Source organism: Vagococcus sp. WN80Y, from assembly GCF_059621045.1.
Genome location: NZ_JCAQHY010000123.1, coordinates 1 through 26,119, shown reverse-complemented (window position 1 = coordinate 26,119; position 26,119 = coordinate 1). Strand labels below are relative to the sequence as shown.

25 protein-coding genes are annotated in these 26,119 nt (G+C 36.9%); 20 read left to right on the top strand and 5 right to left on the bottom strand.

Features of this window, described 5'->3' with window-relative positions; translation table 11 throughout:
* Positions 1–234 precede the first annotated feature (234 nt).
* Complete coding sequence (locus tag AC5KOD_RS05590) at positions 235–801, top strand: DUF6434 domain-containing protein (RefSeq protein WP_496913550.1); 567 nt, start codon at positions 235–237, stop codon at positions 799–801.
* Between the two features lie 52 nt (positions 802–853).
* Here the strand turns inward: AC5KOD_RS05590 and AC5KOD_RS05585 are convergent, their stop codons facing one another.
* Together AC5KOD_RS05585 and AC5KOD_RS05580 are read right to left on the bottom strand one after the other, a co-directional pair.
* Entirely contained in the window at positions 854–1,195 is a 342-nt protein-coding gene (locus tag AC5KOD_RS05585; RefSeq protein WP_496913549.1) for a DUF1622 domain-containing protein, read from the bottom strand.
* A gap of 35 nt (positions 1,196–1,230) precedes the next feature.
* On the bottom strand, positions 1,231–1,704 hold the full coding sequence (locus AC5KOD_RS05580; RefSeq protein WP_496913548.1) for an LURP-one-related/scramblase family protein: 474 nt from the start codon (positions 1,702–1,704) through the stop codon (positions 1,231–1,233).
* Between the two features lie 226 nt (positions 1,705–1,930).
* Between AC5KOD_RS05580 and AC5KOD_RS05575 the strand changes: the two genes are divergently transcribed.
* From AC5KOD_RS05575 to AC5KOD_RS05540, 8 genes are all read left to right on the top strand, one after another.
* Positions 1,931–2,743 (top strand): MetQ/NlpA family ABC transporter substrate-binding protein, encoded by an 813-nt coding sequence (locus tag AC5KOD_RS05575; protein WP_496913547.1) that lies wholly within the window; start codon positions 1,931–1,933, stop codon positions 2,741–2,743.
* Between the two features lie 19 nt (positions 2,744–2,762).
* On the top strand, positions 2,763–3,584 hold the full coding sequence (locus AC5KOD_RS05570; RefSeq protein ID WP_496913546.1) for a DUF169 domain-containing protein: 822 nt from the start codon (positions 2,763–2,765) through the stop codon (positions 3,582–3,584).
* Positions 3,581–4,564 carry a methionine ABC transporter ATP-binding protein gene (locus AC5KOD_RS05565; protein ID WP_496913545.1) on the top strand — a complete coding sequence of 328 codons (984 nt, stop codon included), beginning with the start codon at positions 3,581–3,583 and terminating at the stop codon, positions 4,562–4,564. The genes AC5KOD_RS05570 and AC5KOD_RS05565 overlap by 4 nt, the downstream gene beginning before the upstream one ends.
* Positions 4,551–5,216: a methionine ABC transporter permease gene (locus AC5KOD_RS05560; protein WP_496913544.1), complete on the top strand. Its 666-nt coding sequence runs from the start codon at positions 4,551–4,553 to the stop codon at positions 5,214–5,216. Before AC5KOD_RS05565 ends, AC5KOD_RS05560 begins: the two co-directional genes overlap by 14 nt.
* Before the next feature lie 315 nt (positions 5,217–5,531).
* Entirely contained in the window at positions 5,532–7,682 is a 2,151-nt protein-coding gene (locus tag AC5KOD_RS05555) for a HelD family protein (RefSeq protein WP_496913543.1), read from the top strand.
* A gap of 111 nt (positions 7,683–7,793) precedes the next feature.
* Positions 7,794–8,159, top strand: coding sequence for a hypothetical protein (locus AC5KOD_RS05550; RefSeq protein WP_496913542.1), 366 nt, complete (start codon positions 7,794–7,796; stop codon positions 8,157–8,159).
* Between the two features lie 304 nt (positions 8,160–8,463).
* Positions 8,464–9,363 carry a DNA-3-methyladenine glycosylase family protein gene (locus AC5KOD_RS05545; protein WP_496913541.1) on the top strand — a complete coding sequence of 300 codons (900 nt, stop codon included), beginning with the start codon at positions 8,464–8,466 and terminating at the stop codon, positions 9,361–9,363.
* A 12-nt stretch (positions 9,364–9,375) separates the two neighbouring features.
* Positions 9,376–9,894, top strand: a complete 519-nt coding sequence (locus AC5KOD_RS05540; protein ID WP_496913540.1) for a methylated-DNA--[protein]-cysteine S-methyltransferase — start codon at positions 9,376–9,378, stop codon at positions 9,892–9,894.
* A 67-nt stretch (positions 9,895–9,961) separates the two neighbouring features.
* On the opposite strand, the gene AC5KOD_RS05535 is transcribed toward AC5KOD_RS05540, so the two are convergent.
* On the bottom strand, positions 9,962–10,621 hold the full coding sequence (locus AC5KOD_RS05535; RefSeq protein WP_496913539.1) for a hypothetical protein: 660 nt from the start codon (positions 10,619–10,621) through the stop codon (positions 9,962–9,964).
* A 228-nt stretch (positions 10,622–10,849) separates the two neighbouring features.
* On the opposite strand from AC5KOD_RS05535, the gene yycF reads away from it, so the two are divergent.
* The 5 genes from yycF (at position 10,850) to AC5KOD_RS05510 (ending at position 16,553) form a co-directional block, all read left to right on the top strand.
* Positions 10,850–11,557, top strand: coding sequence for a response regulator YycF (yycF, locus tag AC5KOD_RS05530; protein ID WP_496913538.1), 708 nt, complete (start codon positions 10,850–10,852; stop codon positions 11,555–11,557).
* 92 nt (positions 11,558–11,649) lie between these two features.
* A complete protein-coding gene (gene walK, locus AC5KOD_RS05525; RefSeq protein WP_496913537.1) occupies positions 11,650–13,470 on the top strand; it encodes a cell wall metabolism sensor histidine kinase WalK in 1,821 nt (606 codons plus the stop codon).
* Positions 13,467–14,777, top strand: coding sequence for a YycH family regulatory protein (locus AC5KOD_RS05520; protein WP_496913536.1), 1,311 nt, complete (start codon positions 13,467–13,469; stop codon positions 14,775–14,777). Before walK ends, AC5KOD_RS05520 begins: the two co-directional genes overlap by 4 nt.
* Positions 14,777–15,595: a two-component system regulatory protein YycI gene (gene yycI / locus AC5KOD_RS05515; RefSeq protein WP_496913535.1), complete on the top strand. Its 819-nt coding sequence runs from the start codon at positions 14,777–14,779 to the stop codon at positions 15,593–15,595. Before AC5KOD_RS05520 ends, yycI begins: the two co-directional genes overlap by 1 nt.
* 130 nt (positions 15,596–15,725) lie before the next feature.
* Complete coding sequence (locus tag AC5KOD_RS05510; RefSeq protein ID WP_496913551.1) at positions 15,726–16,553, top strand: MBL fold metallo-hydrolase; 828 nt, start codon at positions 15,726–15,728, stop codon at positions 16,551–16,553.
* Positions 16,554–16,594: 41 nt separating this feature from the next.
* On the opposite strand, the gene AC5KOD_RS05505 is transcribed toward AC5KOD_RS05510, so the two are convergent.
* On the bottom strand, positions 16,595–17,887 hold the full coding sequence (locus AC5KOD_RS05505; RefSeq protein WP_496913534.1) for a S1C family serine protease: 1,293 nt from the start codon (positions 17,885–17,887) through the stop codon (positions 16,595–16,597).
* A 470-nt stretch (positions 17,888–18,357) separates the two neighbouring features.
* Between AC5KOD_RS05505 and rlmH the strand changes: the two genes are divergently transcribed.
* Positions 18,358–18,837 carry a 23S rRNA (pseudouridine(1915)-N(3))-methyltransferase RlmH gene (rlmH, locus tag AC5KOD_RS05500; RefSeq protein WP_496913533.1) on the top strand — a complete coding sequence of 160 codons (480 nt, stop codon included), beginning with the start codon at positions 18,358–18,360 and terminating at the stop codon, positions 18,835–18,837.
* A 206-nt stretch (positions 18,838–19,043) separates the two neighbouring features.
* Complete coding sequence (locus AC5KOD_RS05495) at positions 19,044–20,228, top strand: DUF4767 domain-containing protein (RefSeq protein WP_496913532.1); 1,185 nt, start codon at positions 19,044–19,046, stop codon at positions 20,226–20,228.
* Positions 20,229–20,679: 451 nt separating this feature from the next.
* Here AC5KOD_RS05495 and AC5KOD_RS05490 read toward each other — a convergent pair whose 3' ends face one another.
* On the bottom strand, positions 20,680–21,615 hold the full coding sequence (locus AC5KOD_RS05490) for a helix-turn-helix transcriptional regulator (RefSeq protein WP_496913531.1): 936 nt from the start codon (positions 21,613–21,615) through the stop codon (positions 20,680–20,682).
* Positions 21,616–21,860: 245 nt separating this feature from the next.
* On the opposite strand from AC5KOD_RS05490, the gene AC5KOD_RS05485 reads away from it, so the two are divergent.
* From AC5KOD_RS05485 to AC5KOD_RS05470, 4 genes are all read left to right on the top strand, one after another.
* The gene (locus AC5KOD_RS05485; RefSeq protein ID WP_496913530.1) at positions 21,861–22,154 is read left to right on the top strand and encodes a hypothetical protein; all 294 of its coding nucleotides are present in this window, start codon (positions 21,861–21,863) and stop codon (positions 22,152–22,154) included.
* A gap of 476 nt (positions 22,155–22,630) precedes the next feature.
* Complete coding sequence (locus AC5KOD_RS05480) at positions 22,631–24,883, top strand: hypothetical protein (RefSeq protein WP_496913529.1); 2,253 nt, start codon at positions 22,631–22,633, stop codon at positions 24,881–24,883.
* Between the two features lie 268 nt (positions 24,884–25,151).
* On the top strand, positions 25,152–25,604 hold the full coding sequence (locus AC5KOD_RS05475; RefSeq protein WP_496913528.1) for a JAB domain-containing protein: 453 nt from the start codon (positions 25,152–25,154) through the stop codon (positions 25,602–25,604).
* Between the two features lie 20 nt (positions 25,605–25,624).
* Positions 25,625–25,933 carry a 4'-phosphopantetheinyl transferase gene (locus tag AC5KOD_RS05470; protein ID WP_496913527.1) on the top strand — a complete coding sequence of 103 codons (309 nt, stop codon included), beginning with the start codon at positions 25,625–25,627 and terminating at the stop codon, positions 25,931–25,933.
* The last annotated feature ends 186 nt before the right edge of the window (positions 25,934–26,119 follow it).

Genomic DNA, 26,119 nt, shown 5'->3' with positions numbered 1-26,119 from the left:
GGTCAACAATCGTTTGTTTGAACTCTTCAGTAAATCGTTGTTTTGCCATTTGAGACACGTCCTTTTCTTCTTAGGTATAATTCTACCAAAACGTGTCCATGATTTCATCCTAGCATCATATTTAGTGAAACAAGATAGTCCACCGTCGTGATCCTACTGATATTGTGGCTTATCATGCTATCTGATATTATTAAAGAGGATATAAGTTTATAAAGCAAATGAGGAGACTAACGAATGAATCGACCATCACTTGATAAGAATATAGATGAAAGCATATTTCGTGATTTTTATTACCTAAAAGAAGAGCTAGTAGCATTTTGTAAATACGAGGGGATTCAAGCGGCTGGTAGCAAAGAAGAATTAACTAATAGAATTGCGCATTTTTTAAGAACGGGTGAGAAACTAAACGTTAGTAAAAAAACAAAAATAAAGAATGATATCAGCTCGCTCTCTCTTGAAAGCAAAATTGAAGACAATATTGTCTGCTCAGAAATACACAGAGCTTTCTTTAAAGAAAATATCGGAAAGACATTTTCATTTAACGTCAAGTTCCAGCAATGGCTAAAGAAAAATTCAGGAAAAACGTATAAAGAATCTGTTGATGCCTACTATCAGATTCTTGAAGACAAGAAAGTAAATAAAACCGTAATCGACAAACAATTTGAGTATAATACATATATTCGTGATTTCTTTGACGATAACACAGGTGGTTCTTTAAAGGATGCAATAAAATGTTGGAAACATAAAAAATCTTTGGCTGGAAACAATAAATACGAAAAAGAAGACTTACGGATTTTGTAGGTCTTCTCTTCCGTGTCTGTAAAAAAGGACGGATAGTTTCCCGTCCCTTATCTCAATCAATTTTAGTTTCAGCTATTTCTTTACCTAGGAAATAAGAGATTACAGTTCGTATCACAACGACTGCGGCTAGGACTAAAATATCTTGTAGTGTAGGATTAATAATGGATTCAATAATATCCGCTGCAATCAGAATTTCCAAACCTAAAAGGATATAGGTTCCTAAGTAATTTTTAATGATATTGTTGTGTTTGGCGTTTTCTAAACGAGGTAATCGCCTTGCTTCATTACGAACAAAATCATAAGTAGCTTTCCCAACTCCAAGTACAAGTATAAGAATTGAAATCACGTTAAGAGCAAGCACGATAAAGTGAATCAGCGGTTCAAGATAATGCATGTCAAGGTCTCCTTTAATGGTATAGTGATGACAGATTAGTCAGAGGATGAGTGGGGCTCATCATGAGAAATAAAGTCAATGGCAAGAACAAGGCCTAAAACAATTAATTCGTCCTCACGATTTTTTATGCGGATTTCATAACTATCTCCCCAGCTAAACCAAGCCTTTTGAACGCTAGCAATCATCTTTCCGCGGCGAGTTAAGGTAAACGTCATTGCGAGGAAATCCCCCTCTGCTTGAATATCAGTGCTGTCAATGTCATATTTCTGCTTAAAAAAGGTGAACTCTTTTTTGATAACAGCAACTTCTCGATTGCCGATGTATAAGGTGAACTTCGGTAATAAGTTAAGCAGTCGTTGTTCAATTCTTGCGACTTCTTGGTCACGAGTATCGTGAATGTATAATTTTTTCCCGAGTGATAAGATAGAGCCACTAACAAAATAAACATCGTTTCCTGTTTCATCTTTAATGGTAAAACGATCTCGCCAGCTAAACACTTTTTGTTTCATATAGAGTTTTCCCAAGTGAGTAATCCCCTTTTAGATTAATTATAGCAAATAAAGCGAGATAAGCGGTAATGTTAATCGATGTTGGAAGTAAGTGGTCAATTATCAGAGGAAAAGTGGTTATATCTGACTTTCTCTTGGTTTTCTTCAAAAGGGCGGAAATTTGCTACTGTTAGTGAATTTTATGTGATAAAATACACATGTAAAAACTTATAAGGAGAATGTGACTATGAAAAAAATATTGGGGATTTTAGTATTATTTGTGATGATAATCACTATTTCAGGCTGTCAGAAAAAAGAAAAAACAGAGCAGGCTGAGGAAAAGAAAACAGTAAAAATTGCGTGTAATCAGGTGTCAGAAATTGTCCTGAATGCAGCAAAGGAAGACATGGAGGCCAAAGGCTATAAAGTTGAATTTGTGACTTTTTCTAATAATATTGAATCGCTAGAAGCTGTTAATAGTGGTGATGTGGATGCCGCTTTTGCACAGCACAAGCCATTTGTGGAGGCATTTAATAAACAAAAAGACGGAGATCTAAGAATGATCGAACCGCCAGTGTACTATACTGGAATCGGTCTTTATTCAAGTAAACATGAAAAATTGGCAGATATTCCTGATGGGGCTAAGATAGCGATAATGAATGATGCGATGAATCGTGATAATTCATTAAAGATGTTAGAAGATGCAGGAATGTTGACCTTATCTAAGGATAAGAAAGAAGGCTTTACGGTACTTGATATTGTGGATAATCCTAAAAAAATAGAGTATGTTGAAATTGAGCAAGCACAGACAGTGAGAAGTTTAGAGGATTTGGATGGAGCGGTTTGTTTCTTTACCTTTATGTTTAATGCCGGTAAGGATTTTAATGATTACTTAATTCGAGATCAGCATGCAGCAGATTTTCCAAGTAGTTTAATAGTGAAAGAAAAGAACGAGAAAACAACATGGGCAAAGGACATTAATGGAGCTCTTTTGACTGATCGTAGTAAAGAAGCAATTAATGATCACTTTAAAGGGGTTTATACCTTTTACGAAGACTAACTAAAAAGGAGCTAGCATGATGGAGAGTAAAGAAGCAATTCAATTATTTAACGATTTGTTAGAGCTAGAACGTGAAGTAGTCGGCGTATCGTTTATCGCGACTAAAGAAGAGTACGATACTTTTGATGCACCGCAGTGTCAGCGACTGTTACCCTACTGTGTGACTGTTCGCAATGCAAGCGAAGGTAAGGGTGTAAAAATGACGATCGACAATTTTGCTTGCCCGGCCTCCGCTGTGGCTTTGGGTTTAATGAAGGAGGATAATTATAGTCAATCTGGTCAAAAGCATGCCAATATGCGAGTTTATGAAGACCTTCGTGTGAGTCGCTCAGTGGCGCGGGAGATGGTTTATTGTCAGCAAGAAAACTATGGTGTTGCTGTTCTGCCAGCAAGTAACTGGCAAAAAAATCCCGACGTGGTGATTGTTGTGACGGACCCTTATAATGCGATGCGAATTTTACAAGGTCACGCGTATCATTCAGGTCAATTGAGTACGATTAAAATGACTGGAATGCAAGCAATGTGTCAAGAGTGCACCTCATTTCCATTTGAGCGTAATCAGCTTAATTTTTCGATGATGTGTTCGGGGACGCGGTATGTTGCTCAGTGGGGAAGAGATGAGTTGAGTATTGGGATTCCGTACAATCAATTAAGTGAAGTAGCGGATGGCCTGCTTAAAACACTAAATCCAATGGAAAATGCTAAGTATAAAAAGACTATTATAGCGAAGCTGAAAGAAGCGGGACGAGAAGACGAATACGATATTCGCTTGAAAGAAAATTATTATCGAGGAGCGTACCAAGGGATTAAAAAACGTGTGCCTAATGGAGAGAGTGAATGATTCAACTTGCGGGCTTAACTAAAGTATACGGGCAGCGGACAGTTTTAAATGAGATTAATTTGGCTATATCAGCGGGGACTGTTTTTGGCATTGTTGGGTCAAGTGGCGTTGGAAAATCTACGATCCTGCGCTGTATGAATGGATTGGAGAATTATCAAGCAGGCTCATTAAAAATAGACGGACAAGAAATTAAAGCAATGTCAGCTAAAGAACTGCAGTCTTTTAGAAAAGATGTTGCGATGATTTTTCAAAATTTTACATTGTTAGAACGGCGATCTGTTTTTGATAATGTGGCATTACCTATGAGATGTTGGGACTACTCTAAGGATAAGATTGACAAAAAAATCAGAGAACTTTTGGAGATTGTTGGCTTGGAGGATCGAGCAGAAGCAATGCCTGCCCAATTGTCAGGTGGCCAGAAGCAGCGAGTTGCAATTGCCAGAGCACTGACTATGACACCGAAGCTTTTATTGTGTGACGAGGCGACTTCTGCTCTTGATCCCAAGACAACGCGTGAAATTTTGGAATTGATGGCGACCATTAATCAACAATTAGGGGTGACCATTGTGATTGTCACCCATCAAATTAGTGTTATTAAACAAGTCTGTCATGAGATGGCAATTATTGAGGATGGTAAGGTGGTTGAGCAGGGGTTAGTGACGGACTTGTTTTTTTCTGAACCACCAGGACTGAAGAGACTGCTTGGCAGTGAGTGCTCTAATTTTAAGGAAAAAGGAAACTATGTAAAGATTTGCGTTCAGAATGATGAGATTAAGACATTGTTATATCAGTTATCGCAACAGCTTTCTCATCCTTTTGAGCTATTAAAAAGTGAGATTGCAACCTTTCGCCATGATGAATATGGTTTTTTCACAGTTAAGATAGTCCAAGAGGATCTTGAGTCATGCCGAACCTTTTTAGAGACTCAAGACTTAACTTATGACTTAAGTGAAGGGGGGAATCTGGATGGCATACAGTGAGTTAATTACGAGAGTGCTTTTGCCAAGTTTTCATGAGACGGTCATAATGGTTTTTCTATCCACCTTATTGGCTGGGGGGTTAGGTTTTTTATTGGCCATTGCGTTGACTTATACAAAAGAAAATGGCTTAGCTCCTCATAAATGGAGTTACAAAACGCTGGATATGTTGATTAATATTATCCGCTCATTCCCCTTTGTTATTTTGATGGTCGCCATTTCACCACTAACTCGACTTTTAGTAGGGACAACAATTGGGATTAAAGCGGCAATCGTCCCGCTAACCATTGCAATGGCTCCTTTTATTGCTAGATTACTAGAAAATAATCTGAATGAGGTTAGTCCAGATTTGATTGAGGCCGCTAAATCCTTTGGCGCCTCCAACTGGCAAATATTTTTTAACGTAATGTTGGTAGAGGCATTTCCGTCGATGATTTCGAGTGTTACTTTGGCTATCGTTTCCGTACTGGGATCGGTTGCGATGGCAGGAACTGTCGGCGCTGGTGGTCTTGGCTCAACAGCCGTGATATATGGGTACCAAAATTTTGATGATACGATTCTCTATAGTACGGTACTCCTCTTAATTATTTTTGTTCAGGCAGTTCAAGTGATTGGGAGTGTCGCTTATCGCTACGCTAAAAGAAAAGGAAGTTAATAAGAGAAGATGGCAACACTCTAGTAGAGAGGCCATCTTTTTTGTTATTAAAGGTCGACTATCAGGTAAGTCTTAGCAGAAAAATAGTGTGAGTGATAGAAAATAGTGGGTCACTTTGCGTGAATTAGAAAAAATGAGAACGTTTGTTTGAAAAGATTGACAAACCCCTTATATCAGCGTAAAATTATTTATTCGTGAAGAAGAACTCAAGGGTCTGAAAGCTTGGGGGAACTTTAATGACGAATGCCAGATTTGGCTACTGGGATTTCAATTTTTTGTGTGTCAGTCTAGCTTTTCAATCAAGGAGGAGAGTCTATGTCTAAAAAAAATGAATGGGCAATAGAGCAAGATTATTTAACCATGGTATATGGCAAATTATTGGAGATGCAAGAGAAAGTTTTTAATGACTCCGATGATGCTGAATTAGATTCTCGTAATTTCTTGAAGAATCTTTCCGATGATATTCGGATGAATACGTCATCAGCCTCCGATAGTTTTGAGTCATTAATTGAAGTGGAACAAAAAAATCAAGAATTGGCCCAGTTAAATTATAAACGCGAATGGTTAGATAAACAAAAGCGTAATATTGGTCAATTGTTAGAAGGGCCGTATTTTGCTAAGCTAGATGTTCAATATCCTGATGAGTCTAAGGTAGAACAATTTTATATTGGTGTGGCAGGTTTCAGTGATGAAGATCATCATCAATATGTTTATGATTGGCGGTCACCGATTGCTAACCTGTACTATGAAAATAATTTAGGTGAGACGAGTTATGAAGCGCCTATGGGACAAGTCGCAGTAGATTTAAAAAATCGCCGCCAAATGAAGCTGAAAAAGAGTAAGCTGATTGACTTTTTCGATACAAGCACAGCAATTGAAGATCCAATGTTATTAGAGGTGTTAAATGAAGAGTCTAGTGCTCAGTTAACCGATATTACCAGTACCATTCAAAAAGAGCAAAATGCTATTATTCGTGACACGAAGAGTGATGTGTTGATTGTTGAGGGAATTGCGGGAAGTGGTAAGACTTCAACAATTTTACAGCGGATTGCTTTTCTGTTGTATCGTTTTAAAGATGATTTGTTACCGGAGCAAGTTTTATTATTGTCACCTAATCCGATGTTTAGTAAGTACATCGAGGAAGTCCTACCTAGCTTAGGTGAGAAGAACCCGCGTCAGATGACGTATCGGGATTTAATGCGTAATCGGGGCCGTCACTATGAGGTAGAGAATTTAGAGGAGCAGTTAAAAAATCCTCATGTCTTGAATTCTCTAGATAATATGAAAGCAATTGAAGCGTATGTGGCAGAGTTAAAGCCAGAACTGATGGATTTTACGCCAATAAAACGTGGAAACGAGTTGATTATTTCAACTAAATGGATGCAGCAAACGATTATGTCCCTGCCAAAAGAAGTGGAGCTGTACCGGAAACTGGCTTATTTAAAAGATCAAATGAATGAGGCGTTAGCTAAATTTATTCGGACTGAAAGCAAGAAGCCTAAGTGGCGTGATGAGCTGGAAAATCTGAGTAATGAAGAGTACAATCAGCTTTTTGCCAAAAATAAGAAGGGCAATGAAGAAGAAAATATTCAGCATGTTATTAATCGCTTGGTTAATCGCCGCTATAGCAATTTGAAGGGGAGTATTAACAATTTTAGTTGGATTGATATAGAGAGTCATTATCTTTTGGCTACGGGGTTGCCCATTAACAATCCTATGTCTTTGGATCAAGCAACTGAATTTGCTTATTTGAATCACTTGATGATCGAACGTCGTAATAATCGTAAAACGAAATTTGTGATTTTGGATGAAGTACAGGACTACAGCGAAGCTCAGCTATATTTCTTATCAAAAGTATATGGAGAGTCGTATTTTACGTTAGTTGGAGATGGCTATCAGTCAATCTTTGCGCAGGGGACAAGCTTTAAGCGGGTGGAAGAAATTTTTCAAGCAAGTCACCGCCATGTCAAATCTGTCCAGCTACTGAAATCGTATCGTTCAAGTGGGCCGATTAGTTATTTTATGAAGCATTTGTTAGGTGGCGAGGACAGTGGGGTTGAAGTCATTGATCGGCCTGGGAAAGAGCCAGAGTTTTCTCAGTTTTCTACTCAGGAAGAGTATCTTGCATTCTTAAGAAAACAGCTAACGCCGGCGACTAGTGGCTATCGTAAAGTTGTTTTAACTAAGGATAGCAAGGAAGCCATAGAGTTGTATGAAGAATTAGGGAGACCAGAAGAGGTAACGCTGATTGCTGATTCTAGTAAGATGGAGTTGAATGTGCCTGTGTTGATTATGCCTGTTCATTTGGCTAAGGGGCTAGAGTTTGATGTAGTGACGGTTCACAATGTATCTAAAAAACGTTTTAAGGATACTCAAGAGTTAAACTTGCTTTATACGGCGAGTTCTCGGGCAATGCATGAATTATATCTTCCTTATGTAGGAGAGCCCTCTGGCTATTTGAGTTAAAGTACAAATTAGATAAATAGGTAGTGGTACTTTTCCTGTTTAATGGTATAATAGACTTTTCGTAGTATTAGAAACGTGTGTCACACTATCAGAGGGAATAAGGAGAATAAGTTGAAAAAGATTGTCTATCTATGTTCGGTTGTATTACTATTTGGAGTAACAGGTTGTAGTCAAAAAGTTGGCTCAGTAAAAACTAATTCAAGTATAACAACAGAAGCAAAAAGTAATGAGAAGATAAAAAGTAACGAGAAGACAAAACAAAAAAAACAAGAACTGGTCCAAACTATTTCATCATTGAGAAATACTCTTGCTTCAATGGAGGATATTCAAAAACAAACAATTGATTTTGCCAATGATAATACTGATAAAGACATAAAAGCTCAATTAAATGAATCAGTCGCATTAGGAGAAGAGCAGATTGTAGAATTAAAGGCTGAAATTGCAAAAGCTGAGGCAGAACTTAAAGCACTTGAGTAAGCAAATTTTAGTCGTATATTTATAGAGACTATTTAACTGAAATGATCATCGGCCTGTGTAGATTCAAGATAGGTCGATGATGATTTTTACTTTTGAAGCATTTGTGGGTGAGCGGTCTGTTAATTAGGGGCGTTTTATGGTAATATAAAGCTATTAAATGAAGAAAAAACTAAAATAAAGAAGGTGTATCATGAGAAGTCAGAGAGTGATCTGATTGACTTGTGATTATTTTTTTATCTCTAGGTTATTGGAAATAAGCTAGTGATGAAAGATTGAATCAATCTGAAAGACGAGGGAACAGTCGATGCCACTTAATCAAGTTTATCAACTCTCAGTACCAAAGGAATTTAATTATCAGCAGAACTTGAATTATTTATTACGAGAAGCAAATGAAGTAATGTATCAAATTGAAGACGAGCAGATTATCCGAGTTATTGAGCTCGGTGATGAGTTGGTCTTGGTTAAGATTGCCTATAGTGACAATCAGCTGGTGATCACTGTTTTAAATGATTGTTTTTTATCTGAACAGCAAAAGAATCTTGTGCTAGACTTTGTTCGTGATTTTTTTGATTTAGAGCGAGAACTAGCAGGTTTTTATCAGTTAGCAGAAAAAGATCCGATCCTTAAAGGGTTAGAAACTCATTTTTATGGCTTGCGTTTGATGGGCGTTCCAGATTTTTTTGAGGCGATTTCGTGGGGGATATTAGGTCAACAAATCACGTTGAGTTTTGCGTATACCTTAAAGCGTCGTTTGGTAGAATGCTATGGTAAAAAAGTGAGTTACCACGGGCAGGCGTATTGGGCGTTTCCAAAACCAGAGGTAATTGCTGAGACTGATATTGAAGAGTTGCTGGAGCTGAAACTCAGTAGGCGAAAGGCGGAATATTTGCAGGAGGTAGCGCGTTTAATAGTTACTGGAAAGATTTCTAAAAGACATTATTTAGAGATGGCGAGTGCAGCTGAAGTTGAACGAGCGATGACAATGATTCGCGGGATTGGCCCTTGGACTGCTAATTATGTAATGATGCGCTGCTTTAGACTAGGGGATGCTTTCCCAATGTCTGATGTTGGTTTACTTAATGCACTAAAAAGCGTTCAAGGCCTGACAGAAAAACCTGGTTCTGACGAGTTAGTCGCCTTAAAGAAACAGTGGGGAGCATGGGCGAGTTACAGTACTTTTTATTTATGGCGAGTATTATATTAAGGAGTGAATGACATGGAATCAGTGATTTATTATGACGGGCTTCAATTTGAAGGCTATTCATTTTTGGTAGCTGCTAGTGAGCGTGGCTTAGTTTATGTGGATATAAAAACTAGTGATGCAGTGAATTTGATGGCATTTTTTGCGAAGTTTGGTGAGGCAGCGGTCTTCCGTAAAGAGCCACAAGAGATGGCGCTGTATACCAAACAATTGACCGAGTATTTGAGCGGTAAGCGTCAGCGCTTTGAGCTACCAATTGATTTTGGCAAACGAGGGACACCTTTTCAACAAGCTGTTTGGCAAGAATTATTAAAAGTGTCATTTGGTGAAAATTCAAGCTATAGCATGTTGGCTGAGACAGTTGGTAAGCCGCAAGCAACTCGGGCTGTTGGGACGGCTGTTGGAAAGAATCCGATGCCAATTATTGTGCCCTGTCACCGAATCTTGCGCAAGGATGGCGGAATTGGTGGATATGCTGGCGGTTTGCCACTGAAGTATCGGTTACTAGAACTTGAGGGGATTACAGTCAAATAAAGAAGTGAGGAAAAAACGCCTAGAGAAAGATGACTCATTTCTCTAGGCATTTTTTATTTACTTGGTATTACAAGCCGCGTTTAATTTTTTCCCACTCACTAGATAAATGTTTGCGAATCAGTTCGAGATATTCCTCGATTAGCTGGTCATACTTTTCGACTAAGGCATCATGTCGCCCCATGTCAGATTGAATCTGGGCATCGTATTCTCGTTCAACGATTCGAGTAATTTTTTTTAGTTGAGATAGGATCTCAATATTTTTTTTATTGCCAAAAAAAGTTAGACGTAGTTTTGACATGATGACATTGAATTCATCAACACTGGTTGTGTATAGGTCAATTTGCTCAGCTTTTACGTGATGGGTATCGGCAGTAGCTATTTCCTTTTTAATGGCGATATTTTGTTGAATAATCAGACGAGATGCATTAAAGATAAGAGGTATTTCGTTGATTAATTCTTCTGAAAATTCAGTAATCTGATTCATCCATTCGATCCGAGTTTCTCTCATAATAGTGGAGTCTGGTTTAGGACCTAAGGCCGATTGATGTGACATTTTTTGAGAAGGTTCTTGCGTCTCATTTTCTTCGTCCTCTTGCGAATCATCTGATTTCTCGTGATTCGTTAATTTTTTTAGTTGTAAGTAGAAATAGAAATTGCAACCGATGGAAACGACTAGTGCCATCAAGGCTGAAGTAAGTAAGATTAGCAGGGTGTTATTTGAATACATTTCGTTTCCTCCACTCAGTAAGTCATTAAATGATAGGGGACTAAGATATAAGTTCTCGTCTTCTTCATTCTACTAGAGGTTCATTAAAAAATCGACCGTTTTTTATAAAAAGTTTAAATAAACTCACTAGAAAGCATCTAGAGTTTAAACTGAGAGTAAAATAAGGTATAATAAGTAAGACAGCCTTGTGAAGAAAAAGTTTAAGTAGCAAGAGGAGGAAATAATAGTATGAAGAAAATTTTAGTTGTAGATGATGAAAAACCAATTTCCGATATCGTAAAGTTTAATTTAACTAAGGAAGGCTATGAAGTCTTTACTGCCTATGATGGTGAAGAGGCGATTGAAAGAGTTAAAGAAGTTGAACCTGATTTAGTTTTGCTAGATTTGATGCTACCAAAAATCGATGGACTAGAAGTTTGTCGTGAAATTCGCAAAAGTTATGACATGCCGATCATTATGGTGACGGCCAAAGATTCAGAAATTGATAAAGTATTAGGGCTAGAATTAGGGGCAGATGATTATGTCACTAAGCCATTTTCAAATCGAGAACTCGTTGCTCGTGTCAAAGCTAATTTAAGACGCCAAGGATCTGTCAGTAGTAAAGTTCAAGAAGAAGAAGAGTCGAATGAATTAGAAATAGGCGCGTTGACTATTCATCCAGATGCGTATATTGTGTCTAAGCGTGGGGAAAAAATTGAATTAACCCACCGTGAGTTTGAGCTATTACATTATTTAGCGAAACACCTAGGTCAGGTCATGACTCGTGAGCATTTACTTCAAACTGTTTGGGGCTATGACTATTACGGCGACGTCCGCACAGTTGATGTAACCGTTAGACGTTTGCGTGAAAAAATCGAAGACAGTCCAAGTCATCCTGCTTGGTTAGTGACTCGTCGTGGCGTAGGCTATTATCTACGCAACCCGGATCAAGACTAATTAAAGCAGTTGTGATTAGACTGTTAACTAACCCATAGATATGATGCGTGCTATCAGCTCTATGGGTTTCTATAGTTTAGGGGGGCAAGAGCATGCGGAAAAAAATTCGTTTTTTCCAATCTGTTCATTTCAAAATCGCCGTGGTGTTTGTTCTCCTGCTGTTGATATCAGTAGAGATCATCGGGGCTATTTTTATTCGTGAATTAGAGAAAAATAACATTTCTGCCTTTAAGGACAGCATTGATGCGAATGTCGAGCAGCTAGCTTCGACTCTCAGCGCAGAGCTTAACTCATCGGATGATGAAGGGGATTTAAGGCTTAAACGAGCGGTGACGGAGTTTTCTAAGAAGGATGTTTTTGAGGTTCGAGTCGTGGATGACAAAGGAATTGTTCGTGCCACCAGCGATGCCAACCGTCAAAGTGATATTGGTAAACGAAATGATGTACCTGAATTGGATGATTTTACTGAAAAGCGGAAGGAAATTAAAAATTCGGCGACTAACAAGCGAGTGTATATTAATGTTCAGCAAATAAAATCACCAACGGGAGATGCTGTAATTGGTGCTCTTTATGTGAAGAGTGATATTGAAAGCCGCTATAAGGATATTAATGATACGGCGCTGATTTTCTTCTCTGCTTCGATGATTGCTATCTCTATTTCTTTGGCAGTTGCGCTTTTAGTTGCACGGACAATCACTAAGCCGATTGGTGAGATGCAGCAACAAGCTCTAAAGATTGCTCAAGGAGATTACAGTGGAGAGATAGAAGTTCATGGTCAGGATGAGCTGGGGCAATTAGCTCAGACCTTTAATGAACTGTCGGACCGAGTATCTGAGGCTCAAGAAACCTTGGAAGCTGAAAGGCACCGCTTAGATAGCGTTCTTTCTCATATGACCGATGGGGTTATTGCAACGGATCGCCGTGGGAAAGTGATTATCATTAATGAAATGGCACTGCTACTTCTTAATACGACTAGCGAAGAGGCGGTAAATAAATCTATTTTAGAAGTTTTGAATATTCATGAGAATTATACTTTGCGCCAATTGTTAGAGGAGCAAAACGACCAAGTGATTGATGTCAGCCTCTCAGAAGAAGAACAGTCTCTTTTGAAGGCTGAATTTGCGATGATTCGACGTGAATCTGGCTTTATAAGTGGGCTAGTTTGTGTGCTACATGATGTGACTGAGCAAGAAAAAAATGAGCGAGAACGTCGTGAATTTGTGTCAAATGTCTCTCATGAATTGCGGACGCCTTTGACGAGTATGAAGAGTTATTTGGAGTCTTTAACTGATGGGGCATGGAAAGATCCAGAGATTGCGCCTCGTTTCTTAAATGTGACCTTAGAGGAAACGGACCGAATGATTCGAATGATTAATGACCTTCTACATTTGTCGCGAATCGACGCTCAGAAGAGTCCTATCCAGCTAGAGCTAGTTAATTTGAATGAGATGGTTAATTTTGTTTTGGAGCGTTTTGAGATGATGATTCGCAGTCAAAATCAAAATTATACGATTAAAAAAGAGTTTACCCGTCGAACGATTTGGACGGAAGTTGATCCAGATAAAATCATTCAAGTGCTTGATAATATTATGAATAATGCACTAAAGTACTCGCCCGATGGTGGAGAAATTACTTGTACATTGTTAGAAACACATAATAATGTGATTATTTCAATTTCTGATCAGGGGATGGGAATTCCTCAACAAGATGTGAAACGTGTCTTCAATCGCTTTTTCCGAGTGGACAAGGCTCGTTCTCGGGCAATGGGAGGTTCTGGCTTGGGACTGGCTATTTCACGAGAAGTCATTCAAGATCATGGCGGTTCAATTTGGGCTGAAAGTGAAGAGGGCAAGGGGTCGACTTTTTATATTTCCTTACCTTATGAGCCGATTGAGGAGGATGATTGGATATGAAACTAGTTGATAAATTAATCCGTTTCGGACTAGTAGCAATGATCGGGTTGAGTCTCTTTTTAACTTGGAAAATTTGGACAAATTCTGGCAGTAAAGAACCAGTCGAGTCGCTGAAATCGGCTGAAAACACCATGAGCTTAAAGCAGCCTAAAGATGTTTTTAGTCCAGTTAAATTAATTTATCATGATGAAGAGGGAAAGCATTTTTATACGAATAAGGAAAACTTAATCTCGGCTATGACAAAGGAAGTTCTACGGTTATCTCGTGAGCATTTTACAGTTTATTCTGGTAAAGAGGCGACAAAGTTTATAGAGGCAAAGAGATCACCGAATTCATTTGAATTGTTGATGGCTAGTCCGCTAGAATTAAGTTATTTTCTGAAAATTAATGGTCAAGAGGTCACCAAAGGCATAAAAGAGACAATGAAGTTTCAGAGATTGATTGTCTCTCTTGAGGAAGAAGTCTTGTATATTTTGAATGACCAAGATAATCAGGTTTATCGGATAAAAATCAAGGGTGAGTTAAGTGAAATTAATCGATTGTTAAAAGAAGACAATAATCGTTATATAGAAGTAATTCAGGATGACGATGATTTACCTGTCTTTTACCAGTATAAAGATGAGATAAAGTTGAAAAAATATAGTTATATCCTATCAACTCAGTCTTACACACTGTTTTCTCAAGCTTTTTTTGACAACGCGCAAGAAATTATGCCGAATGACGATAATAAAAATAGTAAAGATGTTAATTTGATTAATGCGGAAGGCGGTAGCTTGAAGATCAGCTACGGAACTGGGGAAGTTTCTTTTAGTGGAAGGCTTATGCAGGAACCACTTGCGGCGGATATGACACCCAATATTTATACGAATAGCTTTTACTATGTTCAGAGTATCGGAAATTCAATGGGAACGGTCCGTTATTTTGAAGAAGTGGATAATCGCGTGACGTATCGTAATTTTGTTGAAGGGTTTCCTGTTTTTAGCGATCATACTCGCGGACGGGTCGAGGTAACCTGTACGAATCAACTTGTTCAAGTGATGACCAATCAAGAAACTATCCAAGTGCCGATACCGTCTGATGAAGAAGTGACTTTGCCTACGACCGAGGAAGCAGTGGCTCAGCTTGAACGAGCGGGGATTGCTCGTAAGGACCTCGAAGATTTACAATTGGGGTATACGTGGGAAACCAATCGTGAGACAAAGCAGGTGGTGGATTTGGTGCCAGAATGGTACGTCAAGATTGATAATTATTGGGACAGTGTTGCAAATGTTGCCTCGAAGACCCAAGAAGGGGGAGGTGAAGGGTAATGGATTTTAAGCGAATCGAATTGATTTTCTTTTATGCCTTTTTAGGGCTAAATTTATTTTTGCTATTTACCTTTCGTCAAAGCCAGATTGATCAGGTGCCAGTTTCAGAGATGACGACTGTTGCTGATATTGAAAGCCGTCTAAAGGTCGATAAAATTTCTTTTGAAGGGAGTTTTTCTGCTAAGGTTTATGAGGGCTACTATCTGAGTGCTGAAACAACTAATTTTCACACAGTGGTTAAGGGGGGCTATGATAAAATCGAAAATCATCGCCTTTCTAGAACGTTGTCACCAAGTAGTCAAGTGACCTTTCAAGAGGATGCTTTGGAAAAGGCTTTGAAGCCACTTCTTAGTAGTGACGAGCCAATTCTTTATGCGCCTGAATACCGGCTACTAGATAAACCAACGGTTGAATTACCAGAGATTGTGTTATCTCAAGAATTTGAGGGAGTGCCTTTTTATGATGAGACCTCGGAGTTGGTATTTGATGTTCAGATTAGTGAAGGTGAGATGATGACGATAAAAGGGTATAGTCAAACACATTTATCTGAGATCCAGCCTTTGCGTGAAAAACAGGAAGTAGTTAGTGAAAATGATGCAATTAAGACCTTGTATATGAGTAACAGAATCCCTAGTGAATCTAAAATTCTTAAAACAGAATTAGCCTATACTCGCCTCTTTACCGTTAGGGATAAGAATGTTTATATCCCTGCTTGGTTTGTTTGGATTCAAACGAATAAGGATAATATTCAGTTGGAGCGGGTCAATGCGTTTACTAATTCGGTTATTTCTGCTAGTATTCCAGAGGTTAAAAAATAATGAAAACCTTCTTCTTTCGGCTTATTGTGGCGATTGGAGAAGGTTTTTTACTGAATAGTGAGGAGAATCTAGCTCATAATTTTAAACAATGAATTTTAAGCGGTTTTCTGCTATAATGAACGAGTATGAAATGAGAGAGGGGAATCACGCCTTGGATAGTCAAGAAGCGTTTAAAGTGAGTATTTTAGCCAGTGGAAGTACTGGAAACTCCCTTTATATAGAATCAGCTAAACAAAAAATATTAGTAGATGCGGGCCTTAGTGGTAAAAAAATTACCAGTTTGATGAATGAAGTTGGTCGTTCGCCGGCTGAGTTAGATGCTATTTTAGTGACCCATGAGCATACGGATCACATTCACGGGGTAGGTGTGCTATCGCGTAAGCATGGTATTGATGTTTATGCGAATGAGAAAACGTGGGAAGCGATGACTAAAAATGTTGGGGCGATTGATCCTGAGCATAAATGTATCTTTGAAAGAGGTAAAACCTTGACCTTTGGTGATATGGACATCGAAAGTTTTGGTGTCTCTCATGATGCGGCTGATCCTCAATTTTATCAGTTTCACCGTAATAATAAACGGTTTGTGATTTTGACGGATACAGGTTACTGTAGCGAACGAATCAAGGGAACGATTAAGGATGCAGATGCTTATTTGATGGAAAGTAATCATGATTTAAGTATGCTACGAATGGGAAAATATCCTTGGAGTTTGAAGCAACGGATTTTAGGAGATAAAGGTCATCTATCCAACGAAGATGGCGCTTTGGTGATGACTGAATTGATTGGCAATCAAACGAAGCGAATTTATTTGGGCCATTTGAGTAAAGAGAATAATATTAAAGAATTAGCCCATATGACCATGGAAAATACTTTGCAAGAGCATGATTTTGGTGTGGGGCATGATTTAAAGGTTTTTGATACAGATCCAGATATAGCGAGCGCATTATTCGCCATTTAAAAAAACTCAATTCTGTTTTGGCAGAATTGAGCTTTTTTTGTTTATTCGGCTTGTTTTTTCTGTGTATTTTTGACATTTTCAGCATCAAGTGTTAATTCAACGGTTGCTGTTTTCTTGTCGCTTTCACGATAAAACGTGATTTTAACTGTATCGCCGACTTTTTTCTTATAAAGAATGGATTGTAAATCTGATCCTGTTTCAACCTCTTTATCATCGATTGCAACAATAACATCATATTGTTTTAAGCCAGCTTTTTCAGCAGGTGATGCAGCTGTGACATCACGGACAATAACTCCAGATGTGACATCAGCAGGAATCTTCAAGATTTTTTCCTGTTGTTCGCTGCTTACAGCAGATAGATCAGACATGCTGACACCTAGCATTGGACGAGAGACTTTTTTGTTTGTTTCTAATTGGTTGATGATTTCAACCACATCGTTACTAGGAATTGAGAAGCCCATCCCTTCGGCAGAAACACCAGAAGTTGCTTGAGCGATTTTAATTGAGTTGATGCCGATTACTTGGCCAGCGGCATTGACAAGTGGGCCGCCAGAGTTCCCTGGGTTGATAGCAGCATCAGTTTGAATCGCATTGATTTGAACTGTTTGTCCACTTTCGTTTTGGCTGGTAATATTCCGATCTTTACCAGAGATAATCCCTTGTGTCACACTATTAGCATAGATAGAGCCAAGAGGAGAACCAATAGCAATTGCGGGCTCACCTAGTTTAACAGCATCAGAATCGCCAAACTCAGCAGTTGCTTTGACATTTTCAGCATTGATTTCTAACACAGCTAAGTCAGTATAGACATCACTTCCAACTAATTTTGCATCGACCTTAGTTCCGTCGCTGAGGATAACTTCTAGGCCATCAGAGCCTTCAACTACGTGATTATTTGTCACGACATAAGCTTTCTTGCCATCTTTTTTATAGATAACGCCGCTTCCTTCGCTACTAGCTTCTAAATCAGAGCCGTCAGAGCTGTCTTCGCTTGGCTGTTGTTCTTCTTGACCAAACATTCCTCCCAGACCACCGTAATCTTGTGAGCTTTGTTGTTTTTGTAAGTTAACCACAGAAACAACGGCTTGTTCTACTTTTTCAACAGCTTTAGTCGTATCACTTTCAACGTTATACTTAACATTGCTAACTTGTGTTGTATTGGCCTTATTATTAGAAGATGAATTGGTTGTCAGTTCTTCTTTAGCTGCAGGCGGTGTGTAGAGCATCAAAGCTACGCCGCAGGTCACTAGACCACCAACGACACCTCCTGCAATCCCTTTAATGAAACCAGAACCTTGTTTTTTTGGTGAATATGGGGTTACATCTTTTCTCATATTAAGCGGTGCTAGGCACCTTTCCTCCTTTTATGTTATATTTTCGTTATAGTCATTATACATTTACCTTACACCTATAGTCTAATATCTTAGTTTGAATATTTTATGAAAAAGCTCGTACAAATCAACTGACAATTAATGAAAAAACCTTTTTTACTTGTGAAAAACGTGAAGAAAAAGCGATTCTCATGAAGATTTAATCAGGGTTACCCACAGTAGTTATCCCCAGAAACTGTGAATTGTGTAAAACTTTTGAGGATAACTGGTATAATAGTCTTAAGGAGTCATCACACACTCATAACTATCCACATCTTTGTGGATAAGTCTGTGGATAAATGTGGATAACTTTTCACTTGGTTTTTAGCCACAAGTAGATTAATATTTAAGAAGAGCTCGGCAAATAGGCTAGACACGTAAGAGAGTTGAGCAGCTACGCACTTGTGTGGCGATTTTATAAAAGGATGGATGATATGAAAGTACGAATTATTGCTGTGGGTAAACTAAAAGAGAAGTATCTGAAACAGGGGATTGATGAGTATGCGAAGCGTTTGGGAAAATACTGTAAGTTTGAAATCGTTGAGGTTGGGGATGAGAAGGCGCCTGAGACCTTAAGCGAGGCTGAAATGATACAGATCAAAGTCAAGGAAGGGCAGAAGATCTTGGCTAAAATTGGCGATAGTGATTATGTATATGCACTTGCTATTAATGGAAAAGATTACACATCTGAGGAATTTGCTGCTTCTGTGGATAAGGTAACAACTCAGGGGAAAAGTACAATTAATTTTGTGATTGGTGGTTCTTTAGGTCTTTCTGATGAGGTTATTAACAGGTGTGACCAACAGCTTTCTTTTGGTCGAGTGACGTATCCTCATCAGCTGATGCGGTTGATTTTGTGTGAACAGATTTATCGCTGTTTTAGGATTATTCATGGGCATGCGTATCATAAGTAATGAGGTTTTTGGTAGGGAACGGCTTTATACGGGGAACTATCGTGATTAAGGCCGTTCCAATTGCCTTAGGTGAGGGCTTTTGAATTTTAGGTTGTTGTATGACTCAAAAATCATCTTTTCCACAGTTCTATGCACTAGTGAATTACTATTTTAAAGTTGTTAACTAATGTATAATAAGAACGTTAAGTGAAAGAGAGGGAGTATAGATGAAAAAATCTTTTCTTAGAGTTGCCGTGGTATTGTTTTTGTTTTTGTTGGGGTCTTGTAGTAAAGCTGATAGTTATGATCAGTCCATGCAAAAAGTTAAAGAAGCGATTGTTGAACGAAAGTTTGAGCAAGCTGAGGGTTTTGCTGAAATGGCATCCGAAAGTCGCCCAAAAGATGAAAAGGCACAAACTTATTTAAAACAGATTCAGCTCTATTTAGAAGCTTTAGAAAACAAAGAAGCTAAAGAAAATGAAAAGGCTGTTAATAAATTTCAAAAGGTCATAGAAGTAACTGGTGGTTCAGATAAGTTAGTGAGCTATGCTGAGAATGAAAAAGTAGAATTAGAGGAGCTTGTCGCTGATTCTAGTAAAAAAGACGCGGTAAAAGAAGCTAAAGAAGAACAAGCTGAGTCCGTATGGAATGTGGAAAAATCAGAAAAACTAAAGATGTTTATGGAACAATTTAGTAAAGTAATGGGGCAGAACTATAAAAACTATAGCCAATTAAACAACGTTGATTTATACGGTTTACTACTACCTGATGCTGTTTTTAATGGGGATACACAACTTGCGATTGAAAATCAGCCAGTTGAGGTCGAATGGTCAGAAACTGGTAAGGGGAAGGCGGCATATCAGTTAGTTGCAGTTTACTCAGATGCGGAAACACAGCCTTATTTGGCAAAGCATGTTTATTTTTTTGTAATCGAAAGCGGATCACCTAAAGTATTCTTGACTCAACAAAATCAAGGCAACAATGAGAATTTCTTACATTTTACTGAAACTGAAAATGAGGACTTAATTAATGGATTTATCAGTATCGTAAACGGTGAGCAAGTAGTGATGACTGAAAAGAAAAAGCAATCTGATACTAATCTTACAGCAAAAGAGTTTGCAAAGCTATATTCTAGTTGGTCGGGTGAAAATTATCCTATTATGCATCATGATGAATATCTTGAACGAGTTAATAAAAAAGATACCACGAATGAAGAGTTAGCAGTTGTAATTACTTACATGGATCGTGATGAAAATACACTTCAATGTACAGTTGATATCCCTGGCAAAATGTCTAGTTTTTTCTATACTTTTAATAAACAGGAACAGAAAGTCTACTTAAACCACAATACAGCGGGATATGCTGTTGAAGATGCAAAAGAGTTTACTCAGTATATTCAAGAAAATAAGTAGGCTACTGTATCATTATTTTTGAGGTAATAATGCTAGTGATTTAAGATAATAACTATGAAGCTAACCTACTTGTCGTTGATGATAGGTTAGTCTTTTTATTACACCTCTAAAAATTAAGGAGAAAGTTATTATGAAATAACACCCTTCAATTAACAGAGTTAAATTAGTAAAGGAATGGACCTAGAAAACTAGTGATATCAGATGATAGTTTTGATTTTATTCGTCAATGCATCAGTGAAAAAAATCGAGATCATATAGTGGTTATCGACCTGATGGTTAAGAATGAACCAATCAAAATTAATATGGTACGTATTGATAGTGTTACTCAAAATATTGCTTATTATCATCTGAGAATACCCTCACATTTACTACTTGATTAAAAGAGGCCGAAGAACTGATAGGTAAAAATGATGAGATGGGTTAGCTATTATCCCCTGTTGAAAAAGTGAAATTAGTCATATCTCATTTTCATTTGTTCAATTTCGTTCTTTATTTTATCGACAAAGCTCACAGGTTCAAGGACTTGAACATTTTTACCTTGACTTAATAACCACATGATAACACCTGTATCTTGAGCGGTAGCCTGAATAATGACACTTTGATCATCATGCGTTTTAATAACTTTGGCATTGGGAAGTTTATCAAGAGCGGCTTCAATAATTCCCCAGAACTGAAAAGAGAAAGTTGTTTCTTTTCCTGAATACATGAAGTATGTTTTTTCTCTTAATTGACTTTCTTCTAATTTATACTGTTGAGGGATTTTAAAGACAGTATTTAATGACTCTATTTTTTGTATGCGATCAATTCTTAAGTTTATATACCGTTTTTTATCAAGTTCAAAACAAATAGCATAAAAGTAATACTCTGAAAAAAAGATAGAGACAGGAAGTACTTGTCGGTCAATAGGTTGCCCTCTATTTTTTTTGTAATTAATAGTAATTATTTTTTTCTCTTGAATCAATTTATCCACTTTAGCTATTTTATCAAGTAGCAGTTCTTTATGTTTTAGGGAGTGGTAAAAGGTCAGCTCATTTTTGATCGATTTTTTGAGCTCAAGTGCATCTTCTTCGGCTACTAATTGAAGCAATGACGTGACTAAATTTTCTGTTTCAACGGTATTGAATGCTCTGCTTTCAAGTAAAATTTTTAAAATGACATGTAATTTTTGTTTATCTAGTTGAGAAGAAGAGACCAGATGATATTTTTTTGTGTGGTTGTCGAAAATTAAGGAATAACCAAATTGTGAACCTGTGAGTTTGATTACTTGCATATCGCGTTGTATTGTTCTGATGGTAGTTGTATAATCATCGGCTAATTTTGGAATAGCGATTTCCTCACCATTTAGTAATTTAAAAATGAGTGTTGCGAGTCTATCATTGCTGCTCAAAAGAATTCCTCCTAATTTGAAATGTCATAATATGACGCTAGTTAATGGTATCATGGAAATAGATTAAGTGAAAGTGTTTACCTACAGTAAATGGCATTTCTATGTGTCGTTTCTATAGTGTAAATAAATCCAATAACTCGGCCCATTTCATACAGCGTGTCAAAGACAAATGTAGTGAAAAAGGGAGTGTCAAAAGGACAGGCAATTTCAAAAGAGTGTCTGTATAATTAATGTATGGAGGAAAGGTGAGTAGTTTGATTAAGCCAAGTAAAGCAGAAGGATTAAATGGTGTTTATAAACAGTTAGCTAATTTGATTGGTATTGAGAATTGTTTAACTGTCTATAAAGAATTTAAAGGAATAACAGTCACCTTTCCTACAAAACTGATTGATTCGTCATTTGTTAAATTAGAAATGAAGCAGGAAATTTTGAATGGAAAAATATACTCACGAGCTGATATTCAAAAAATAGCGATTCTTTATGATTACTCAGAACGACAAATCAGGCGTTATTTAAAAGAAATTTATCATGATTTATAGTGTGGTGAATCGATCTAATTATCGAGTTATTTTGATAGAATTACTACTTTTCGTTTACAGATAAATGGAGATAGAGGAAGTACATAGATATTATTTTTTGATTTAATAGTTGCATGAGTACATCAATACTCCTAAGTAAGTTATTTTAAATATAAAGGTAGAATTAGCAAATTGCAGGTAATTTTAGAGACGGAAGTTTATTTAAAGTGGTTTTAATGGTTGTGTGAAAGAAAAGTAAATATGACTTTTCTTTAGTTAATAAGATTAAAGAATTTTAACAAAAGCGGCAGTAAAATGTAGGTCTGATATGAAAATAGTAGTTACCAGTTTTTTATAAGGTTATTTGATTTTGTAGATGAGTAGCTCAAGGATTTTTATCATTAGAAAAAGTTGTACATTTTAACATGTATAGAGAGTCTTTGGAGATTGATCAATAATTTTTATTTTCAAATATATAACACGAGGAGTGATAAATAATGAAAAAGAAATTTGGGTTGAATTCATTAAAGGAAAAAGCTAAAGATTTGGCTAATAATGAAAAAATCAAGCAAGGCATTTCAGCAGTACAAGAGGCAACAGAAAATATAAAACAATCAGAGGTGTTCATTCGAACAACTGAAAACGTAGAAAAAATTGAAGAGGAGGAATTGCATAACAAAGAGCTAGATATATCTAAAAAGCAATTGGAAAAATACGATGTATCAAATATTTTGAAAAAAACAGCGCAAAAGTCTAGCCAAATTTCTAAACAGGTTATAGAAACAGGCGCAGAAACTTTTGTAAATACAAAAGAAAAGTTTGATGTCATGAAGGCAGTGGCAATATCTTTATCAACTATAGTTGGGCAACAAAAAAATTTAAATTGGGAAGAAAATTTTGAATTTCTTTATGTTAGTAGAAAAATTCTTAAAAGCTTTGATCCTTTCGAAATAATCGTTAGTCAATCAGAAGAAATTGCTAGACAATTTGATGGATATTATGGAGAAGATTTGCCATATGGGAGAGCGTTAGATTTTAACAAAGTAGGAAATCATCAATTTGATGCGATTGCTTTTTTTCCAGTTCCTAGTAAGAATCTTTATGAGATGAAAGAATACGGAATGATCATTAATACTGACTGTATAATCATTAAGTTTGAAGTAAACAATACCGTTAATCTATTGGGAAGAGATATAGAATATAGTAAAACTTCTAATATTGAAGAATGTATCTATTTTGATAGGATTGAAGATGTAAAAAGAGAAGGTTCTATTTTGCAAATAAGTTATTTTGACATAGATGAACAATTTAAAATACTAAATATCCATGATAAATATAAAGCAGTTCATTTTAGTGATCTTCTAAATGAATTGTTGTCGTTTGCAAGTAAGTTCGACTATGGAGTGGACGATTCGTTACAAAAAGTAGTCACTTTTCCTAGCTACGAGTTACCTGAATTAGATCTTGAAAGAAGAATGGAGTACATACAGGGGGGCGTTAATCAGTCTATTACGGGAAGTCTAAACAGAAATATAGATAGTATTGATTATTCTTATCAAGAAGCAAAAAATTATCCTCAAGGTGCAGGCTACTATGCAGAATACTTGAATGCGGAAGTTTTAAATACACCGATTACAAAAGTGGAAATGGTAGCTAAAAGCAATCCTGGTCAAAGACATGGTACTGGAGATAATGCTGCTGATTTTAAAATGACTAATCGCTTTACGGGTAAGAATCAAATGGTTCAGCTTAAGTATAAGAGTAGCCCTAGACAGCTAGCTAGAGATGTTATGGAGTATGATAATGCAGTAATGATTCCACCAGACAAATATGTAGAAACGATGAAATTATTAAAAAATGATCCTGAATTTAAAGGGAAAGTGAGTAAAAAGAAAATACAAAGTGTAATGAAAGGGAGAGTTCCGTATGATCTGACTATTAGTCTGAATAGATCGTTGCCTAAAAAAATCGGGATGGATGTGGCTTTGAGTGCAAAACAATCTTTAACACCAGCACTTGTAACCACAGGGTGCTCTGCGTTGATTGCGGTTTGGAAAGGTGCTGATCCTAAAGAAGCTATTCAAATTTCACTAAAACAAGGGGGGAAATCTTTGGTCATATCTACAGCTATAGGTAGTACGGCCAAAATTGCAGGACGAATTAGTGCAACTAGGTTAGCTAAAAAAAGTGCTGAAGGAATTAGCATTAAAAACTTAGCAGAAATTTCTCAAAAAACTGCAAAAAATGTCGGAAGAATAGCAACAGTTTCTACTTTAGCAATCACTGTTGTACCTGATCTTACAAATGCAATTAATGGGAAAGTATCAAAACAACAATTGGCTAAAACACTTATAACAACTGGTGCAGGACTAGTAGGTGGTGCAGCTGGAAGTGGGGTTGCTAGTATACCGTTGGCCATTTTTGCAACAGAAGCAACCTCACAATTATATGATAAGTATGTTAAAGATGATGTATTAGTAAATTATCAAATTTTTAAAGAAGTATTTATTGATTTAGTGAATAGGTATCAGTTGCCTATAGACGATGTTAACTCAATAATTGAAGAAACTTTTGGAAACCCACTTTTCAATGAGCAGTTGCTTAAATTGCAATTTGAATGTCAAGGATATACCAAAGCGAAATATGCAGTAGTCTATTCTCAATTAGAAAATTCTATCAATGAAATATTATTGGGACGACCTCTAATCAATGAAGATGATCTAGTGGTTTTGAAAAAAAATATTATTTAATTGTCTTATCTTGTTTAAATTAAATAGGATAGATAGCATTATTTTATCACAAGGTCTAATCATCTTAGTTGATGGTTTGGCGATGTTCACCCTTAAAGAAAATAAGTGGTTCAATATAAGTAATAAATACTTTTAACACAGGAACTATCTAACATCTAGTTGATGAAACAATTAACAAAATAAATATATATTATTTCTATGAACCAATCAGCCAAATTCGTGGATGATTGGTTTATTTTTGTCTTAACTTTTTTAGGAGGAATTTATCATGAATCAGCAGTCGGCCAAACGTATAGACATTGTCAGCATCAAATTAGTAAAGGAGTCATCTATTATGTATCAGCCCAGGAAACTAGTGACACCAGATGATGGTTTTGACCTTATTCGTCAATTTATCGGTGAAAAAGATCGAGAACATTTAGTGGTTATCGGTGTGAATGTGAAGAATGAACCAACCATCATCAATATCGCCCATATTGGCAGTGTCACGCAAAGTATTGCTCATGTAAGAGAGATCATGAAACCGTTAATATTGAGTAATGCCGCCGCCTTTTTCATCGCTCACAATCATCCGAGTGGTGACGTGACACCATCTGAGAATGATCTCGCGTTCACCACACGATTAAAACAAGCTGGAGAGCTAATTGGTATAAATTTGGTGGATCATTTAATTGTTAGTGAACGTCAGTATTATTCGATGAAAGAGAACGATCAATGCTAAACGATATAGGAGGAAAACATATGTTGAAAAAAGCACAAGAGCTGTTATTAAAACAGTATCAGATTGAATCGAAAGGGGATGAGTGGGCTTATGAGAGCGTCACGATGGAAAAGGAGGAAATTGAGCCAGAGTTATTGCCAAAAAATAGGCAACTCCCAGACTTAGTAATGACTCATGTCCATGTTTTTGATGATGAAATATCCCAAAATAGTTACACGGTGTATTTCATTATGAATATGACAAGTGACATTGAGTACATTAGAGGCGTGTTGTTAAATGGAGAATTGGTCTGGCATCAAACAGGCAATCAACCTGAGCAAGTCGAATAAGGGCAAATGAGTATGATGTGCGGGTCTATCACTAAAAGACAAGTGATGGGCTATTTTTATTGCCAAAATTTAAGCCAGCTATAAAAAGGTCAAGTAAAAACTGAACTATTTTAAAATTGTTTGTTGTGATTTTTAATGCAACATAAATAAACCTAGAGAAGAATACAAATTTTTTCTAGGTATCTG